This is a genomic window from Streptomyces sp. DF42, assembly GCF_058267695.1.
Map to the genome: position 1 here is coordinate 4,941,334 of NZ_CM177859.1, position 17,910 is coordinate 4,959,243.

General features: G+C 71.5%; 15 protein-coding genes. 10 read left to right on the plus strand and 5 right to left on the minus strand.

Annotated features, from left to right (window positions below; genetic code table 11):
• Positions 1-42: 42 nt before the first annotated feature.
• Positions 43-3,834: an nSTAND1 domain-containing NTPase gene (locus ACYUED_RS22575; RefSeq protein WP_491294084.1), complete on the plus strand. Its 3,792-nt coding sequence runs from the start codon at positions 43-45 to the stop codon at positions 3,832-3,834.
• Positions 3,835-3,962: 128 nt separating this feature from the next.
• Positions 3,963-4,622: a hypothetical protein gene (locus ACYUED_RS22580; RefSeq protein ID WP_491294085.1), complete on the plus strand. Its 660-nt coding sequence runs from the start codon at positions 3,963-3,965 to the stop codon at positions 4,620-4,622.
• Here the strand turns inward: ACYUED_RS22580 and ACYUED_RS22585 are convergent, their stop codons facing one another.
• Positions 4,623-4,787: a hypothetical protein gene (locus ACYUED_RS22585; RefSeq protein ID WP_491294087.1), complete on the minus strand. Its 165-nt coding sequence runs from the start codon at positions 4,785-4,787 to the stop codon at positions 4,623-4,625.
• Between the two features lie 107 nt (positions 4,788-4,894).
• On the opposite strand from ACYUED_RS22585, the gene ACYUED_RS22590 reads away from it, so the two are divergent.
• The 3 genes from ACYUED_RS22590 to ACYUED_RS22600 all read left to right on the plus strand — a co-directional run bounded on the left by ACYUED_RS22590 (position 4,895) and on the right by ACYUED_RS22600 (position 7,540).
• Complete coding sequence (locus ACYUED_RS22590) at positions 4,895-6,238, plus strand: helix-turn-helix domain-containing protein (protein WP_491294088.1); 1,344 nt, start codon at positions 4,895-4,897, stop codon at positions 6,236-6,238.
• Between the two features lie 182 nt (positions 6,239-6,420).
• On the plus strand, positions 6,421-7,242 hold the full coding sequence (locus tag ACYUED_RS22595; RefSeq protein WP_491294090.1) for a GAF and ANTAR domain-containing protein: 822 nt from the start codon (positions 6,421-6,423) through the stop codon (positions 7,240-7,242).
• Between the two features lie 19 nt (positions 7,243-7,261).
• Positions 7,262-7,540, plus strand: coding sequence for a ribosomal protein L7/L12 (locus tag ACYUED_RS22600; protein WP_491294092.1), 279 nt, complete (start codon positions 7,262-7,264; stop codon positions 7,538-7,540).
• A 77-nt stretch (positions 7,541-7,617) separates the two neighbouring features.
• Here the strand turns inward: ACYUED_RS22600 and ACYUED_RS22605 are convergent, their stop codons facing one another.
• Positions 7,618-8,394 carry a hypothetical protein gene (locus ACYUED_RS22605; RefSeq protein WP_491294093.1) on the minus strand — a complete coding sequence of 259 codons (777 nt, stop codon included), beginning with the start codon at positions 8,392-8,394 and terminating at the stop codon, positions 7,618-7,620.
• A 384-nt stretch (positions 8,395-8,778) separates the two neighbouring features.
• Here ACYUED_RS22605 and thrS point away from each other — a divergent pair, with 384 nt between their 5' ends.
• Together thrS and ACYUED_RS22615 are read left to right on the plus strand one after the other, a co-directional pair.
• Complete coding sequence (gene thrS / locus ACYUED_RS22610; protein WP_491294094.1) at positions 8,779-9,999, plus strand: threonine--tRNA ligase; 1,221 nt, start codon at positions 8,779-8,781, stop codon at positions 9,997-9,999.
• 246 nt (positions 10,000-10,245) lie between these two features.
• On the plus strand, positions 10,246-11,220 hold the full coding sequence (locus ACYUED_RS22615) for a nucleoside hydrolase (protein ID WP_491294095.1): 975 nt from the start codon (positions 10,246-10,248) through the stop codon (positions 11,218-11,220).
• A 291-nt stretch (positions 11,221-11,511) separates the two neighbouring features.
• Here the strand turns inward: ACYUED_RS22615 and ACYUED_RS22620 are convergent, their stop codons facing one another.
• Positions 11,512-12,426 carry an LAETG motif-containing sortase-dependent surface protein gene (locus tag ACYUED_RS22620; protein ID WP_491294097.1) on the minus strand — a complete coding sequence of 305 codons (915 nt, stop codon included), beginning with the start codon at positions 12,424-12,426 and terminating at the stop codon, positions 11,512-11,514.
• A 253-nt stretch (positions 12,427-12,679) separates the two neighbouring features.
• Positions 12,680-13,426, minus strand: coding sequence for a DUF4142 domain-containing protein (locus tag ACYUED_RS22625; RefSeq protein WP_491294098.1), 747 nt, complete (start codon positions 13,424-13,426; stop codon positions 12,680-12,682).
• Between the two features lie 247 nt (positions 13,427-13,673).
• Here ACYUED_RS22625 and ACYUED_RS22630 point away from each other — a divergent pair, with 247 nt between their 5' ends.
• The gene (locus tag ACYUED_RS22630) at positions 13,674-14,357 is read left to right on the plus strand and encodes a DUF6445 family protein (protein ID WP_491294100.1); all 684 of its coding nucleotides are present in this window, start codon (positions 13,674-13,676) and stop codon (positions 14,355-14,357) included.
• A 116-nt stretch (positions 14,358-14,473) separates the two neighbouring features.
• Here the strand turns inward: ACYUED_RS22630 and ACYUED_RS22635 are convergent, their stop codons facing one another.
• Positions 14,474-14,842, minus strand: a complete 369-nt coding sequence (locus tag ACYUED_RS22635; protein WP_491294101.1) for a DUF6479 family protein — start codon at positions 14,840-14,842, stop codon at positions 14,474-14,476.
• A gap of 313 nt (positions 14,843-15,155) precedes the next feature.
• Between ACYUED_RS22635 and ACYUED_RS22640 the strand changes: the two genes are divergently transcribed.
• Positions 15,156-15,560: a luciferase domain-containing protein gene (locus ACYUED_RS22640; protein WP_491294103.1), complete on the plus strand. Its 405-nt coding sequence runs from the start codon at positions 15,156-15,158 to the stop codon at positions 15,558-15,560.
• Positions 15,561-15,905: 345 nt separating this feature from the next.
• Positions 15,906-17,849 (plus strand): YncE family protein, encoded by a 1,944-nt coding sequence (locus tag ACYUED_RS22645; protein WP_491294105.1) that lies wholly within the window; start codon positions 15,906-15,908, stop codon positions 17,847-17,849.
• Positions 17,850-17,910 lie beyond the last annotated feature (61 nt).

The following is a 17,910-nucleotide window of genomic DNA, read 5'->3' on the forward strand; positions in this document are numbered from 1 at the left end:
GAAAGTCTTACGAAAGCCGCCAGTGGTGCAGAGGAGCGTGCCGTGGGTCGACCCGAAAGACCTGTGGATCCCGAGGCCGGTCCCGTGCAGCGCCTCGCACATCAACTGCGCGAGCTGCGCAAGGCCGCCGGCAGCCCCTCGTACCGGGCGATGGCCCAGACCGCCGGGTTCTCCGCGACAACGCTGTCGCAGGCCGCGGCCGGCGAGCGCTTGCCGTCGCTCGCCGCCGTCCGCGGGTTCGCGTCCGCCTGCGGGGCTGATCCCGCCGAGTGGGAGGCGCGGCTGAAGGAGGCCGAGGCCGACGCGGCGGGGACGGCGCGCGAAGAGGACGAGGAGATGCCGCCGCCGTACCGGGGCCTCACCCGGTTCGAGCCGGACGACCGGCAGCTCTTCTTCGGCCGGGACCGGCTGGTCGAGGAGCTGAGCCGGCTGGTGTGCGACCACCGTTTCGCGGTGCTGTTCGGCGCTTCGGGCAGCGGAAAGTCGTCCCTGCTCAGGGCCGGTCTCATACCGCGGCTCAGGGACGAGATCGCGAGCCGCGGCCGGCCGGCGGTCCTGCGTGTCCTCACACCGGGGGACCGGCCCGCGCAGACGTACGGTCATCTGCTCACACCCGCCGAGGGGGAGCCGGAGAGCTGGGTGGTGGTCGACCAGTTCGAGGAGGTCTTCACCCTCTGCCGGGACCGCGCCGAGCGCGCCCGCTTCCTCGACCTGCTGCTCGCCGCCCGCGACCCGGACCGCCGGCTGAAGGTCCTCATCGCCGTACGGGCCGATTTCTACGCCCGCTGCGCCGAGCACCGCGAACTGGCGGACGCCCTGTCCGGCGCCGGACTCCTGGTCGGCCCGATGACCGCCGACGAGCTGCGGGACGCGGTGGTCAGACCGGCGCAGGCGGTCGGGCACCTGGTGGAGCGGGAACTGACCGCGAAGATCGTCGAGGAGGTCCTCGACCAGCCCGGCGGCCTGCCGATGCTCTCGCACGTCCTGCTGGAGACCTGGCGCCGGCGCAAGGGCCGGATGCTGACACTGGCCGCGTACGAGGCGGCCGGCGGGGTCCGCGGCGCGATCGCGGCGAGCGCCGAGGAGGTGTACGGGCAGCTCACCGCACCGCAGCGGGACGCCGCATGCCACCTGCTGCTGCGCCTGATCGAGCCGGGCCGGGGCACCGCCGACACCCGCCGCCCCCTCACCCTCTCCGAACGGGACGAGTGGGCCGACCCCGACGTCCCGGTGGTCGTGGAGCGGCTGGCCCGGGCGCGGCTGCTGACCGCCGACGAGGAGGGCGTCCACCTCGCCCATGAGGCACTGATCACCTGCTGGCCGCGGCTGCAGGGCTGGATCGAGCAGGACCGCGAGCGGCTGTTGAGGCACCGGGCGCTGACCGATGACGCCCGCACCTGGCTGGAGCACGACCGCGACCCCGGCGCCCTGTACCGGGGCAGCCGGCTCGACCGCGCCGAGGAGCACTTCCCGGATCCCACGCAGGAGCCTTCGCTGACCGCGACGGAGCGGGACTTCCTGACCGCCGCGTTCGCGGCCCGCGACGCGGAACGCCGGGTCGCCGCCCGCTCCACGCTCCGGGCACGCACCGCGGTCGGCGTCCTGGCGGCCGTCCTCGCGATCGCCCTGATCGCCGGCCTGTCCGCGTGGACGCAGAGCCGGGACAACGAGCGCCGGAGCACCGAGGACGCGGCTCGCCGTATCGCCTCCGTTTCGGACGGTCTGCGGACGACCGACCCGCGCACCGCTCAGCTGCTCGGCGTCGGCGCCTGGCGCACGGCCCGTCTGCCGGAGACCCGCGGGGCGCTGCTGGGCGCGCTCGGGCAGCCGGAGGCGGACTCCCTCAGCGACCCGGCGACGGGCGACGGGGTCGTCCGCCACCTGACGAATTCCGGCCGTACGCTGCTCAGCGTCGACGGCCGCACCTGGCGCACCTGGGACGTGGCACACCACCGCCGCATCGCCTCCGGACGGCTGCCCGCGGATGGCAGCGTGCAGGCGGCGAGCCCCGACGGACGGCTGCTGGCGGTCGCCCAGGAGCACGGGGTACAGCTGTGGGACACGGCCACCGGGCGATGGCGCGGCGACCGGCTGGCGGCGCACGCGGTCGTCGACTTCAGCGGCAGCAACTACGTCGTGACCGACATGGACGACTCCACGGTCCAGGTGCGCTCGGCTGCGGACGGCGGCCTGCTGTACCGGACGCAGGCGGCGAGCCTGAACGTGGTCGCGATGAGCGCCGACGGTCGGCTGCTCGCGGTCTGCCCCGTCGGCGCCAGGGCACCGCGGGTACGGGACCTGAGCAGCGGGCGCACCGTGCACGGGCACTGGGAGAAGGAGAGCGGAGCCTGCGGCGAGGGCCGGTCGAACCTGGTCCTGGGCGGCGGCGAGCGAAGCGAGACGGGGGTCGCCCCGGCCGAAGGCGGGGGGAGGCTCGCCGCGGTGACCTCGACGGGGGTCCGCGTCTGGGACCTGAGGTCCGGGAAACGGCAGGCCGACCTCGCGGACACCGGGGTGAAGTCCCTCGCCTTCAGCAAGGACGGCAAGCTGCTGGCGACCGTCGACGGCCGGGAGGTCAGGGTGTGGCGGCCGGAGACCAACGCCCCGTTCTTCCGGTACTCCCTGAACAACCAGCACCTGTACGGCGCTCTGGCCTGGGACGGCGAGCAGTCCGTGCTGCGCTATCTGGAGGGCGGCACCGTGCACTCGCTGTGGATCCCGGCCGCCGTCACCACCGACTGGCAGGGCACCCCGCAGGACAACGTGCTGCTCAGCCCCGACGGCCGCACCCTCGCCACCGCCGAACGCACCGGCGACCACTACACCGTCCGGCTCCGCGACACCGCCGACGGCCGGCTGCTGCACACGCTGCCCGCCCCGCCCGTCCCCGTCTCCCGCGACCCCTCCTCCCCGGTGGTCCCCGAGTACACGTCCGCTCTGCTGGCCTTCTCCCCCGACAGCAGGACGCTGGCGTACTCCGTCGCGGCCCCCAGCAGCCAGGTGTCCGCACAGCGCCTCACGGTCTGGGACCTCACCGGGCGCCGGGTTCGTACGACGCTCAACCTCGCGACCGGGACATCGGCCGGTGCGGTGGTGACCATCGCCCTGGGCCGGGAGGCCGGCACGCTCTACGCCGCCCGCACACCCGGCATCGGCACCTGCACCGACGAGGTCTGGGACCTGGTGCACCACCGCCGGACGGCCGTTCTCAAGTCCCTGTCCAGCATCCACCTCGCCGTCAACCGCGACGGCAGTGCGCTGGTCGGCGACAACCGGGTTGCCGCCCTGCCGTCCGGCCGGGTCACGGGCCGGAACCTGGTCCAGAGCGAGGACATCGGCGCACTCGCCTTCGCCGCGGACGGCTCGCTGCTGGCCGCGGGCGACCAGACCGGCCGTGTGGCGCTGTGGGACGGGAAGGTGCGACAGCGGTCGGGGACCCTGCCCAGCGTCTTCGCCGCCCTCCCCGAGAACATCGGCGACGCGGTCTTCGGCGACACCTCGGAGGCGGTCACCGCCCTCGCGATCAGCCCCGACGGCACCACGCTCGCGGTCGGCGGCGAGGCGGGCAGCCTCCAGCTGTGGGACATCCACACTCAGCAGCCACTGGGCTCCCCCCTGACGACGTCCGGCGAGCAGATCGACACCGTCGCCTTCAGCTCCGACGGCCGCACGGTGTACGCGGGCAGCGCCCACGTCCCGCTGCAGCGGTACCCGATCGATCCGGCGCGGGCCGTGGACACGGTGTGCGCGCGGACGGGAGGGAACGGCCTGACCCGGACGCAGTGGCAGACGTATCTGCCGGGCGTGCCGTACCAGAAGGTGTGCGGTGAGTGACACACGGTGATCGAGCGGCGATTGATTGGATTGATTTCCCTGATGAAACGGGTGCCCGAACAACTCCGTGGCTCCGACCATCATCTCGTCGCTGCACTTCCACAGCCTCGACGGGAGAACCCCCCCACATGAAGCTCAAGAAGCCCGGCCGCGGAAAACTGGCCGTCCTGGTCCCCGCCCTCGCCCTCCTGCTGGTCCCCTTCTCCGCGGGGACGGCCAGCGCCAACACCACCCCCGGCTGGGGTGACGACGCGCCGGACGTGATCTGGGACTGCAACAACAACAACGCCGATTCGTGCCAGTACCACGAGCAGAACGCCGAGACCGAACTCGGCAAGCGGCGTCAGGCCTCCAACGTGATCAGCAATTGCGCCAGCAACCAGCCCGTGACCCTCACCCGCACCGACACCAACACCACGAGCACCGAGTACTCCTACGAGCAGGCGACGTCCCTGGAGGTGTCCACCGGCTTCAGCGACGTGTTCGAGGCCGGGGTGAAGTCCAGCGATTCGCAGACCGAGACCTGGATGGTGGGCAGTGCCCACACCGCGACCGAGACCCACACCTCGATCATCCCGGCCGGCCAGCAGGGCGCCTGGTTCTTCGCGCCGTACGTCCGCCACTCCCAGGGCTACCTGGAGGTCCACTACGGCAGTCGCAACCACGGCCACTACATCTGGTACTACGGCCACAACGGCGGCCTCCCGGGCATCAACGTCCTGGCCCCGGTCTTCCTCCCAAGCGGCGAGCTGAAGGGCCAGTGGTACTGGGCGACCTGGAACTGCTGATCAGTGGGCGTCCTGGCCCCCGTGGTGAACCTGCTGCACCTGGGCGGCCGGCCTCGCGTCGGCCGCCCTGGCCGGGCCCGCGTTGGCGGCCAGGACCAGGGCGGCCACTGCGACGACGGCTGCGCCGAACCCTCGGGCGTAACGCTCGGAGATGTGTCGGAGCACGGCAACCTCTCAACAGCGTCTCAACAGTGCTGTGTTAAACGTGCTTAAGACGCCGTTTAACGTAGGGGTCGGCGAGGGGCAACGGCAAGAGGCCAGGGGGAGTTGTCGTGTCGGAACGTGACGATCCGGTGACCATCGGTCGCAGAGTGCAGCAGTTGCGGTCCGAACGCGGACTCACCCAGCGGCAGTTGGCGGAGCCCGCCTACACCCCCGCCTACATCTCCACCCTGGAGGCCGGCCGGGTCCGCCCCTCCGGCGAGGCGCTGAGGCACATCGCCGAGCGCCTCGGGATCGCCTACGACGAGCTGGTCACCGGGCGTCCGGCCCGCCTCGCCACCGACCTGCGCCTCAGGCTGACCGAGGCACAGCGCACACTCGCGGGCGGCGAGGCGGAGGCGGCCGCCGAGCAGTACGCGGCGCTGCTCGCCGAGGCCGAGGAGAACGAGCTGGCCGACGTGTCGGCCGTCGCCCTCCTCGGCCTCGGCGAGTGCGCCCTGGACACCGGTGAACTGGCCGCCGCCCGGAAGTACTTCGAGCGCACCGAGCGGGCCCTCGCCGACGTACCGCTGCCCGGCCGGGTACCCGCCCTGCGCGGCCGTGCCGTCTCCCACTACCTGGCCGGTGAACTCCGTTACGCCGTCTACCTGCTGGAGTCCACGCTCGACGAGCTCAACCGCGGCGGACTGCACGATCCGGACGCGCTCCTCCTGCTCTACGCCAGCGTGATCGGCCCCTACATGGACATGGGCGCCCACGCCCGGGCCGCGCAGGCCGCCGAGTTCGCGCTCGCGCTGGCCCCGCAGTCCGGCGATCCCGCGCTCGTCGCCCGTATGCACCGCTCGGTCGCCCGCACCCTGCTCGCCGAGGGCCGCATCAACGAGGCCGACGCCTCGCTCGCCAGGGCCGCCGAGCTGTACCGGACACTCCAGCTGCGCACCGAGCTCGCCAACTGCCACTGGATGCGCGGATACGTGTGCGCGCAGAACGGCGAGCTGGAGCGCGCGGAGGGTGAGTTGAGGCAGGCGCTCACCATGCTCTCCGCCAAGCGTGCCGCCCTCTACAGCAGCCAGGTCGCCGTCGAACTCGCCGACGTGCTGCACCGGCGCGGCAGGTCCGACGAGGCCGCGGTCCTTCTGCACGACGTGCTCAGCGACCTCAGCCCCGAACGCGGCGCCCTGCACTCCGCAGCCGCCCACCGCCTCCTCGGCATCATCGCCGAGGACGCCCGCGACACGGAGGCCGCCGAGGAGCACTACGTCCGTGCGCTGAGTCTGCTGGAGCGGGCCGGTGCCGCCGGCGACCTGGCCGACCTGTGCCGGCTGCTCGGCGACCTGCTGCGCCGTACCGGCCGGGTGGAGGCGGCCCTGGACGCGTACCGGACGGGCCTCGGCCACCGTACGGAGCCCGGCACCACCACCCTCGGCCCCGCACCCGCACAGCCTCCTCTGTGACCAGTGCGGACCCCACGGTGCTGTGCTGCCCTTCCTGGCGTTTCACCCCTGCGGGCAGGGTTACTCGGGCAACGGTCCCGAGCGGGCGTGACGCCGGTTCCGATCCCCTCGACCCCCTGCTTCGGCGGGTCCGCATCGGGAGCCCGGACACGAAGCTGGCCCCGCTGCGACCGAAGGAGGCGGTGGTCGTGCGGCCCGAGGACGACCGTCACGGCTTCTTTGGCGGCGGCCCCCGCCCCGGCGGGGAAGGGCCCCGCTCGTCCGGTCACGACGCCCGTTCGCGAAGGACGGAGCACGACCCGGACCGGCTCAGGACCGCCGAGGTGATTGCCGAGGGGGTGCGTGACGCGCAACCCGGGGAGATTCCGGCCCGGTTGTGCAGGGTCGCGGTGACGCTGCTGCCGGTCGTCGGCGCGAGCGTGTCGCTGCGCGGCGAGGGGATGTCGGTCCAACTCGGCGCGAGCAGCGACCAGGCCTCGTATCTCGCGGAACTCCAGGCCACTCTCGGCGACGGGCCGTTTCTGTACGCATCCGAGTCCGGTGCCCCCGTGCTCGCCTGCGATCTGACGGCCGGCCGGGACGTGCGCCGCTGGCCGGTGTTCGCGCAGCAGGCGACGGCGGCGGGGGTGCGGGCGGTGTACTCGCTGCCGCTGGGCAATGACACGGTGACCGTGGGCACCCTCGACCTCTACCGTGCCACCCCTGGCGGGCTGACCGAACAGGAGCTGCACCGTGCGCTGATGGTGGCCGGTGTCATGACGCTGGCCCTCATGGTCCTGCCGCGGGAGGAGGACGGCAGCGGCGAGGAAGAGCCCTGGCTGGGCGGGCTGGCCACCGACCACGACAAGGTCTACCAGGCCATCGGCATGATCATGGCGCTGCTCGGGGTCGACGCCGACGAGGCGACGGCCCGACTGCGGGCCCGCGCCTTCACGCAGGGACGCACCGTGCTCGAGGTGGCGCGCGACGTGGTCGCGCACCGGGTGACGCTGGAAGGCGGCTGAGCCCTCCTAAGATCGTGGCATGGACATACTGGGTTTCTCCCTGATCGCCCTGCTCATACTCTTCGGCATCGGCAGCATCGAGAGCCGGATCTCCCGCCAGGACAAGCGAGTTGCCCGGGTCGAGCACAAACTCGACCTGATCCTTGACCACTTGGGGCTGCGCGAGCGGGAGCCGTGGTCGGACGAGGTGGACGCCCTGCTGCGGGACGGCAAGAAGATCGCGGCGATCAAGGCGTACCGGGAGGCGACGGGCGCGGGCCTGAAGGAGGCCAAGGAGGCGGTGGACAAGCTCGGTTAGACGCCGGACGCGGGCGCGAAGGGCGGATTCGGGCGCACACTCGACCTCGGACTCAGGCGTGGAGGAGCACTCCGGCGCTACACGCGCAGCCGCGCCTGTTTGCGCACGTCGGCCAGTCGCTGTGCGCCCACCTGTACGAAGGCCTTCGTGGCGTCGGCCGACACCTCGCCCGGGCCGCCGTGGGTGAGGGCGATGGTGTCGTCACCGATGCGGACCGCGGCGACGTCCAGGGTGAGCATGGTCGGTTCGCCATCGGCCGTCCGCCCGGCGAAGGTGAGCCGCAGCCCCTGCCGGACGTCCCCGACCTCGGGCAGTTCGGCCTCGCTGACCTGGACGCTCTGCACGGAGCCGTAGTCGGTGACCGCCGTGAACCGGCCGCACGTCGCCGGCAAGGTCTTCATCCACGCCAGCGTCCGGTCCACGTCCGCGGGAGACAGGGCCAGCACCTGGTAGCGCAACTGTGCCTGGTCCATGGAGTCGTCGAGCCCGGTCACGGCTCGTGGCCCGCTCGCGGCCCCGAACAGGTCGTCGGTGTACAGCGCGTCGAGAAGCCGTCGGCAGTCGGGTGCCTGGGCGGTCGCCTTGAGTACACCGTCCCGCCAGGTCGCGGTCCCCTGTGTCGGCGCCCAGGGCGCTCCCAGATCGCCCTCGGTCACCAGCGCGGCGTTCGCCTGGGCCTCGGTGAGGGGGCGGGAGGAAGGAGGGGCGGTCGCGGTCGGCGCCGGCTTCGCGCTGCGCGAAGGGGCGGGCGTCTGGACTCGCACCTGCGCACCGAGGCTGCACGCGCTCGCGCCCACCAGGGTCCCCAGGGACAGCACGGAGGCGAGGAGGACACGGTGCGGGGTGCGGGTCATCGGAGTCCTCCCTGGTCACGGTCGGTTGCCTCTTTAAGGGATCACTCCCCGAGCCACCTCACCAGCGCGCCGGTCCGTCCGGGTTACCCGCGGCACACCCACGGCCGACCCCACCACCCGCGCCGCCTGGGAGGGCGCTCGCGTTCCCGCCCGGAAGGGCACTCACGACCGCCCCGCCCCACCCCCGAAAACGAGTCGCCCTCTCCCCCGCCCCGCGTTACCGTCCTCCCATGAAGCGCGCCCATTCGTTGTTCACGACGACGCCGGAGAGTGTCCCGGCGCGCTGATCACTGGACTGGATGTCCGAAGCCCCGGGGCGAGTGCCCCGGGGCTTCGTCGTCGGTCGCTCGCCCGTGAGACCCCTGAATCGCGAGGAGACCGACCATGTACGACCACCGCAGGCTCGGCCGTGAACTGGACCTGTTCGACACCGATCCGCTGATGGGCGCGGGGCTGCCGTACTGGCTGCCCGACGGGGCGATCGTGCGCCACGCGCTGGAGGAGTACATCCGGGACCAGGAACGCGCGGCCGGCTACCGGCACGTGTACTCGCCCGTCCTCGGCAAGCGCGAACTCTACGAGATCTCGGGGCACTGGTCCCACTACAGCGACGACATGTTCCCGCCGATGGAACTGGGCAGCGAACAGGTCGTGCTGCGGCCCAGTCTCTGCCCCCATCACGCCCTCATCTACCGCTCCCGATCCCACAGTTACCGTGAACTGCCCCTCCGCATCGCCGAGTTGGGCGGCATGTACCGGTCGGAGCTGTCCGGGGTCCTCGGCGGCCTGACCCGCGTACGGTCCATCCAGCTCAACGACGCCCACATCTTCTGCACCCTGGAACAGGCGGTGGACGAGGCACGCGACGCCCTCGCACTCATCGGCCGCGCCTACGCCGACCTCGGCATCCGCGCCGCCCGCTACCGGCTGTCCCTGCCGGGGGAGGGCGGCAAGTACGTCGCCGACCCGGCGTTGTGGGAGCGGGCCACCGGGCTGCTGAAGGAGGTGCTGGAGGGCAGCGGCGTTCCGTACGACGCCGTGGCGGGCGAGGCCGCCTTCTACGGGCCCAAGATCGACGTCCAGATCACCGACTCCGCCGGCCGCGAGTCCACCCTCTCCACCGTCCAGATCGACTTCCACCAGCCCGAACGCTTCGACCTGCACTACATCGGCCCCGACGGGGCGAAACACCGCCCCGTCATGGTCCACCGCAGCATCATCGGCAGCGTGGAGCGGGCGGTGGCGCAGCTGGTCGAGGAGCACGGCGGGGCCTTTCCGGCGTGGCTCGCGCCCGTGCAACTCGTCGTGCTGCCCGTGTCGGACGCGCAGCTGGCACAGGGCCAGGAGGTGGTGCGCCGGGCCGTGGCACGCGGGCTGCGGGCCGAGCTCGCCGGGCCCGAGCAGGGCACCCTCGGCGCCCGCATCCGGGCGGCACGCCTCGTGCCGTACCAGGCGGTGATCGGCGAGCGGGAGGCCGAGGGCGACCTGGCGGCCGTACGACTGCGGGACGGGCGGCGTCCGGGGGCCGTACCGGTGGAGCGGCTGCTGGAGCGGATCGGCGTATGTGCGGCAGCCCGTGGCGCCGAACTGTGGGCGGCTGCGTAGGGTCGTCCTCGTAGCCAGTGCCCCGCGACAGGCAGTGTTCGCCTCGCCGCGACGCCCGGCACGCGCCTCCCACCGCCTCAAGGGGGTGGGAGGCGCCGCCCACTCGCCGCACCGGGCACCGGGCACCGGCCCAAGTACGTTCCGTACGAGGGCCCGCACCCGGCACGGGCGAGAGCGTGCACCGGACGCCGCTCTTGACGGGCAGACGTTGCCTGCCGGGGCACTCGGAGAGAGAGGAGCGCGGCCGTGACCGGTCAGCCCATCCCGGTGATCATCGACTGCGACACCGGTGTCGACGACGCCCTGGCCCTGCTGTTCGCCGTACGCCACCCGGCGCTCGACCTGCGGGCCGTCACCTGCGTCGCCGGGAACACGGATGTCGACGGCGTGGTCCGCAACACCCTGACCGTGCTGGAGCAGGCCGGCGCCCCCGACATCCCGGTCGGCCGGGGGGCCGAGCGCCCGCTGCTCGAACCGGCGCGCTCCGCGGCGCACGTGCACGGCGTCGACGGCATGGGCGACCTCGGCCTGCCCGCGCCCACCCGCACCCCCGCCGACGTGGACGCGGTCACCCTGCTGCGCCGCGAGATCCTCGCCTCCCCGCGCCCGGTCACCCTGATCCCCACGGCGCCCCTGACCAACATCGCGCTGCTCCTGCGCACCCACCCGGAGGTGACCGGCAACATCGAGCGGATCGTGTTCATGGGCGGCGCTGTGGCCACCGGGAACGCCACGCCGGTCGCCGAGTTCAACGTCTGGCACGACCCGGAGGCGGCCGCGGTCCTGCTCACCGCAGGGGTGCCGATCACGATGTACGGCCTGGACGTGTTCACGCAGGTCGTCGTCCCCAGCGCCGCCGTGCACCGGCTGCGCGCCAGCTCCGAGCCCGGCGCCCGGCTGGCGGGCGCACTCCTCGCCCACCGGCCGGCCCACCCGGGCGAGGCCCCCGAGGCAGAGGAGGCGGGCGGCCTCGGCGACGCGGGCGCGGTGTGCTCGGTCGTCGACCCGGCCGGCATCACCACCAGCCTGCTGCCCGTCGAGGTCTCCCTCGCCCCGGGCCCGGCCCGCGGCCAGACGGTCGTCGACCGCCGCCCGCGCCCCGGAGAGTCCGAGATCCACGAGGGGGTGCGCGAACAGCCGCTCGTGGACGTGGCGTTGGAGGTGGACGTGGAGCGGTTTGTGAAGCTGTACCTGGAGACGGTCGAGATTCCGGGCTCCTGAACCGGGCCCTTGAACCGGGCCGAACCGGGCGCTACGCCGCCTCGGTGGCCGGAACGCTCAGCGCTGCTCCACCCGCGCCACCATGGGGGAGTGCGTGCCCGGCACCACGGCGCCGAGCCGATCCGGGAGCAGGCGCGGGAGCTGACGGGTTTGCGGACCAGCCCTGGGCCTGAACCGTTCGCGGACCGACCCGAGCGCGGTCAAGGGCCCCACGCCGTTGGCGCGTTCGCGGACCTGGCATGACGAACGCCCCGGAGCGGGGGTCTCCGGGGCGTTCGTATCGGGGATGGTTCAGGAGCGGGCGGTACGCCGCCGCTTCGTCACCACGAAGATCGCCGCACCGGCGGCCAGGAGGGCCGCGGCGCCGCCGGCGATGATGCCGGAGTCGCTGCCGCCGCCGGTCTCCGCGAGGTCACCGCCGCCGCCACCGTTCGGGGTGGGCGCGGGCGCCGAGGCGGACGGGGTCGGGGCCTCGGTCGAGGGGGTCTCGGACGCCGGCGGGGTCGTCTCCTGCGCCGGCGTCGACGGCTGGTCGGTCGCCGGGGTCGACGCCGGCGGGGTGGCCGGCGGCTGGGACTCCTCGGACGTCGTGCAGTCCTTCGTGCCGCCGTTCCACGACGCGATCAGCTTGTCCTTGATGACCGGGTGGTCGGGGCCCTTGGGCAGGTCGCCGTGCTCGAAGCCGTCCTTCGCGTCGAGCTTGCCGTCGAACTTGACGGCGCCGCGGTAGAGGTCGATCTGCGCGAAGCAGCCGGCGTCCGGCACCGCGATGTCGAGCGAGTCGGTCTGCCCCTGCTTGACCGTCACCGAGTCGAAGTCGACGAACACCTGCTCGCCCGAGGTGGCGAAGGAGGAGCCGTGGGCCAGGTACGAGGCCAGGGAGGCCGTGCAGGTCGTCGCGTCGCCCGCCGCCCGGACCTTGACGTGGATCTTGCCGCCGTCGGTCGGCTTCAGGGTCTGGTCGTCGACCTTGACCGAGTCGAAGAAGTTGGAGCCGTCCAGCGAGAACTGGCAGCGGTCCGTCTCCGTCTTGGTGCCGGCGCCCGTGCCCGGCTGGTAGCCGCCGCCGGACTTCCAGCCGTCACCACCGGGAGCGTCGGTGGCCCAGGCGCCCGAGGCGGCGGCGACGGTGGCGGCACAGAGGGCGAGCGACGCGGCGCCCGTACCCAGGAAACGCCGCGCGGTGACACGTCTCGCTATGGACATGCAGGATCCCCACTTTTACGTGTACAGACCCGGCGACGGCGGCGCAGGACAGCATGCGGCAGCCGGCTGTACCGGGGTGAATGGTCTGAGGAACACCGGGCTCACTGGTCACATGCGCCTCAGCGTGCTCACATGGTGAATGCACTGATCGAACGGTGTCAACCTGCGGTGACGCGAGGATGGTTCAATGTTCGATCACGATTTCGCCACAGAGGGAACGGGCGGCTCCATATCCGTTCGGCCGCCCCGCACCTCATCTCACCGACGGGCTCGGGGCGGCCGCCTGGCCGGACGACTCGCCCGGCAGGATGGGCGGCTGGGTGGTGCTGTCCACCGGCGGGGTGAGCACGATCTCAGGCTGGCCCGGGGCCGGCGGTGGCGGGGTCAGGTCCGTGGAGGGCAGCTTCGGCGGGGTCGTCTCCTGGAAGAGGACCTGGTCGAAGTTGACCAGACCGGTCTGCTCCATGACCGTGATGTGGTCGAGGACCGTCGCGTTCGCCTGGTCGGCCAGGGTCCGCACCACGGTGTTCTTGGTCGTCGAGCGGATCTTCGCGATCGTGTTGAAGATCGAACCGTGCGTCACGCGCAGGATGTTGGCGAAGTCCGTGTCGAACTGCGCGCCCTGGTCCGCGGCGAGCGTGTTGACGAAGCCGACCTGCTGGGGACTGGCCACGTTCGGGATCGTGATGTTGAGCATCGTGCTGATCTTGCGGCAGCTGGCGTCCAGCGCCGCGTGCCCGTCGATCAGGTGCTTGCTCGCGATGAGCACCCCCTTGCTCTGCCCCTTCTTCAGGCCCATCTGCCCGACCGGGTACTCCCACAGCCCGGCCGCGCGCACCTTGACCACGAAGTCCCGGTCCGCTTCCGTCAGAGGCCCCCACTGGGTCTGCGCGATGATGCGTGTCCCCGAGCTCGATGTGGTGCTGACTCCGAGCATCGCGGGATACGCGAGCGCGACCAGCGTCACGCTGAGCGCACCGCCCACGAAGAGGGTTCCCATCGCATTCCGCGAAAAGCGCACCGTGCCTCCTGCCCGGTCGAGGGTCCCGCCGAAGATCTGCGGGGTCGGACGGAGAGGAGTACGGTCGGGGTGCGCCACGGAACCTTTTGATTTGGTAAAAACCTCGGGATGTGAGGCAGGTAACGCCCCTCGGGCCCCGGCCGGTTGACGGAATGTTGACCAACTCCACGAGGAGTTGACCAAGTCACGGGAGAGTCGAAACGACCCCCCGACCTAGATTCGGCCCATGCCCCCACAGCCCCGCAGACTCCCCACGGCTCTGCCCGTCCTGCCCTACCGCAAGCCCACCAAGGGCCGCGACTACTGGGTCCTGGACGACGTCCTGCCGGACGTGGACGCCGTACGGGAGCGCTGTCTCGCCAAGGACGACTGGGTCAAGGGGTATCCGTACACCTCGGAGACCTGGCCGGGCCTGCGCACCATGCCGGGCCTCGAACCCGCCGAACTCGCCCGTGTCGAACGGCTGGTGAAGAAGTCGACCGGGGCGAAGGAGCTGTGGGTGCAGCAGGCTCCCGGCGGCGGGACCCTCAACCACAACTGCATCCAGGTGGTCGGCGAGGGCGAGAGCGAGCCGCGTCCGCACACCGACTCGCGGGCGCTGTGCCGCTACGCGGCGGTGCTGTACCTCAACCCCGACGTCCCCAAGGACTGCGGGACCGCGTTCTACCGCCAGTCGCTCCCCCGCGGTCGGCTCGGCGGCAACGTCGTCCAGGCCCCGCACAACAACCTCGTCGAGGCCCTGGGCACACGGTTCGTCGCGCCGGACGCCTTCGAGGAGGACGTACGCGTCCCGCACAAGTACAACCGCCTGCTTCTCTACAACGCCAACCTCGTGCACAGCGCGACGGGCTACTCCGGCCGGACGCTGGAGGACAAGCGCATGACGGCGGTCTTCTTCTGGATGGCGTGAGGCCTGCGTCCTTGCGGATGGCATGGGACCCGCGCCCATCCAGTCGGTGTGAGACCCGCGTCCATCCAGTCGGTGTGAGGCGTGAGCCCTGCCGGTCGGTGTCAGGCCCTGGTGCGTCAGAAGCGCCCCACGCCGCCACTGCCGAAGGAGCCGCTGGAGCCGGGCAGCCAACGCCGGCGGTGCTGGTCCTTTCGTGTCCTGCTTCCCGATGTGTGGAGCTCGTACGGCGTGAGCCGCTGCCCGCCCTCCGCGTGCGGAACCTCGTCCGGTTCCCGCATCTCGCGCATCTCCCGGACCGCACCGCTGTCAGGAAGGTGGGGTTGCTCGTCCGGGTTGGGTCGCGGCAGTTCGCGGTCCCGGACCCTCATGCCGAACTGCACGGCCCAGATCAATGCGCCAGCGATGATCAGGCCACCGACAAAGGCGGCGATCACGTTGAGTACCTCACTCGACGTGGCCGCTGTTACAAGCGTCGCCGTACTCATGCCCCAATTATCGCCGAAAGGGAGCGTTTGCGGAGCCTTCCGCGTTTCCGCAGGTCACGGGGGTGATCCGGGGGGCGGGGGACCGCTGCGTCACGGGCCGGGTGCCGGGTGCCGGGTGCCGGGTGTCGCGTGCCGGGCGCCAGGTGTCGGAGACCGGCAGGCCGCAGGAGGCCGGAACGCCGCACTCGCCCTGCCGCCCGTGCCCACGTGGGAGAAGCACGTGGGAAAAGGGGGCGAAGTGAGCAACGTCTCCTACGCGTTACGGATCCCACAATGTCTGGTGTCCGCGCGGTGAGCACCGCACCATGGGCACATGACACCGGCCCAGAAAGCCATGAACCAGCTGGCCGCCTGGCCCGACCTCAGCCCGTGCGAGGCCGGCTGCGGCACGGGCCGGGCGCTGCGTTCCGCACGGGACGAGATCGTGCACTTCCACTCCGACCGGGATGTGGACCTCCATCTCACCGCCCGCGCGATCCAGCGGCTGCACTACGACTTCGCCGAGTCGACCGCCATCCGCCTGGTGCCGGGCTCACGTTGGGTGACGATCCACCTCGACTGCGACGCCGACGTCGACCTGCTGCTCAGCCTGGTCAGCGTCGCCCTCAAGGCCCATACGGGCCCGCAGAGCCTGCCGGCGGCGACGGAACCGTTGATGGCCCTGTGCAACTTCCACCGAGTGACGGTGCTCCAACGCGACGAGGCGGACGAGGCCTGACGGACGGCGAGGCCCGGCCTGACGGGCGGCGGGGCCTGACGGACGGCGAGGCCCGGCCTGACGGGCGGCGGGGCCTGGCGGACGGCGGGGCCTGGCGGACGGGCCTGGCGGACGACCGGGACTGACGGAGGCGGACAAGCGGAGAGCCGATTCGGCAGAGAAAAGCTCTCCTCCGAACCTCCTCACACCCAAAACCCCCTCCTCAACTGTCACAGCCATGTCATACGCTGCTCCCAGCAGCCGCGCCCCGCGCGTCACCGCAGTCCAGCGGTCATGTCCGGGTGCTGCGCGGCGCACTCATCTCCCCGGTCACACACCGGGTTTCTTCGTGGGGGTTACAACACTGTGCGTACGCGCAGCATTTCGACCGCGACAGCGCTCGCGGTCCTCTTCAGCTCGGCGGCGCTGAGCGTCGTCGCGGCCGGCACCGCCTCGGCGGCCACGGCCCGTGTCACCTCGCCCGGCGGCATCGTGGCGGACGGCGCCCTGAAGCGGGTGTTCGTCGGCGACAGCTCCGCCGGCACCGTCGCGGCCGCCGACTACTCCGGTGCCGTCCTCGGCTCGGTGGGGGGAGTCACCGGGGTCAGTGACCTCACCGTCTCGGACGACGGGGCGACCGTGTACGCGGCCGCGCCGGAGATCCACGAGATCTGGGCCATCGACGCGGCCACCCTCGACGTCAAGGCCCGCTACACCGTCTCCACCACCACCGGCCCGCGCCATGTCGCCTTCAGCGGCGGCAAGGTGTGGTTCTCCTACGGCGACCAGTGGGACGGCGACCTGGGCTCGGTCGACCCGACGGTGGACCCGGCGAGCGGCACCGACCCGGTGGCGCTGAAGCAGTTCTCGTCCAGGGTCTGGGGCCAGGCCCTGCTGGACACCGACCCGACCCAGCCGGGCATCCTGGCCGTCGGCGAGACCGGTCTGTCGACGGACTCGATGGCCGTGCTCGACGTGTCGAGCGGCAAGCCCACGCAGGTCGCCTGGCACAACGGCGACTACTCCCTGAACAACGGCATCGGGGACATCGACCTGGTGCCCGGCGGCTCACAGGTCCTGGTCAACGGCAAGGACCGGGACGCCTACGCGGACGGCGCGTTCAAGGCGGCCGGCTCCTACCCGAGCGGCCAGCGCGCCGACATCGCCTCGAACGGCCTGGTCGCCCAGGTCAACGGCAACAAGATCCTCACGTACCAGCCCAACGCCACCCTGGCGCTGCACACCTACGACCTGGGCACGTCCAACACGGCCGGCCTCACCTGGGCGCCGGACAACTCCCGGGTCTTCGCGCTGGTCGGCTCGGAGAGCGGCTACAGCCTCAAGGTGCTCAGCGACACGGCGCTGAACAACCCGACCCTCACGGTCAACGCCCCGTCGACCGCGACCCGCGCCACGAAGCTCACCGTCACCGGCAAGCTGTCCGCGACGGTCCCGCTGCCGGCCGGCGCGCAGCTCCAGGTCACCCGTACCGACCTGGATTCCCCGAACGGCAAGGCGCTGCCCGTCGTCACGGTGAAGGCGGACGGCACGTACTCCTTCTCCGACACCCCGCCGGCCGGCGGCACGGTCACCTACAAGGTGACCTACGCCGGCGACGCCGACCACTCCGCGGTCACGGCGTCCGACAAGGTGGACGTCTCCCGCGCCTCGACGAGCCTGTCCGTGAACAACAACGGCAAGGTCTACTCGTACGGCGCCGACGTGAAGTTCACGGCGCACCTCGGCACGACGTACAAGAACCGCGTCGTCGAGATCTGGGCCAACCCCTTCGGTGGCGACAAGCCCAACAAGCTGATCAAGAGCGGCACGGTCGACTCCAGCGGCAACATCTCCGCGTGGGTGGACATGACCCGCGACACCGACGTCACCGCGGTCTTCAAGGGCGACTCCCGTTACAAGCCGAAGACCGTCAAGTCGACCGGCTACGCGAAGGTCAAGGTCTCCACGGCCGTCACCAAGAACTACAAGAAGGCCGCGATCGGCTCGCACACGTACTACTGGTTCCACAAGAACACGGCCCCGGTGGTCACGACGACCATGACGTACTACCAGGGCCGCAAGCAGCGCCTCGACCTCGAGGTCTACTACGCGGGCAAGTGGTACGAGACCGACGGCAGCCCCCAGTACTTCACGCTCGGCACGAACGGCAAGTCGGCCGTGAACCTGGGCGCCCCGGGCGAGTCCGGCATCAAGGCCCGCGTCCGGGCGGCGTACATCAACGGCACGTCGGGCGACACGGTCAACTCGACGACGTACACCGGCTGGAAGTACATCTACTTCTCCAACTAGTGGCGGATAAGCGGTAGTTCGCAACGTCGGGACGATGGCCGGCCCATCGCCCCGGCGTTCT

Excerpts from the sequence above, each read along its gene's own strand:
- ACYUED_RS22580 (WP_491294085.1), top strand. The coding sequence starts at position 3,963 with ATGAAGCTCAAGAAGCCCGGCCGCGGAAAACTGGCCGTCCTGGTCCCC.
- ACYUED_RS22600 (WP_491294092.1), top strand. The coding sequence starts at position 7,262 with ATGGACATACTGGGTTTCTCCCTGATCGCCCTGCTCATACTCTTCGGC.
- ACYUED_RS22605 (WP_491294093.1), bottom strand. The coding sequence starts at position 8,394 with ATGACCCGCACCCCGCACCGTGTCCTCCTCGCCTCCGTGCTGTCCCTG.
- thrS (WP_491294094.1), top strand. The coding sequence starts at position 8,779 with ATGTACGACCACCGCAGGCTCGGCCGTGAACTGGACCTGTTCGACACC.
- ACYUED_RS22620 (WP_491294097.1), bottom strand. The coding sequence starts at position 12,426 with ATGTCCATAGCGAGACGTGTCACCGCGCGGCGTTTCCTGGGTACGGGC.
- ACYUED_RS22625 (WP_491294098.1), bottom strand. The coding sequence starts at position 13,426 with ATGGGAACCCTCTTCGTGGGCGGTGCGCTCAGCGTGACGCTGGTCGCG.
- ACYUED_RS22630 (WP_491294100.1), top strand. The coding sequence starts at position 13,674 with ATGCCCCCACAGCCCCGCAGACTCCCCACGGCTCTGCCCGTCCTGCCC.
- ACYUED_RS22635 (WP_491294101.1), bottom strand. The coding sequence starts at position 14,842 with ATGAGTACGGCGACGCTTGTAACAGCGGCCACGTCGAGTGAGGTACTC.
- ACYUED_RS22640 (WP_491294103.1), top strand. The coding sequence starts at position 15,156 with ATGACACCGGCCCAGAAAGCCATGAACCAGCTGGCCGCCTGGCCCGAC.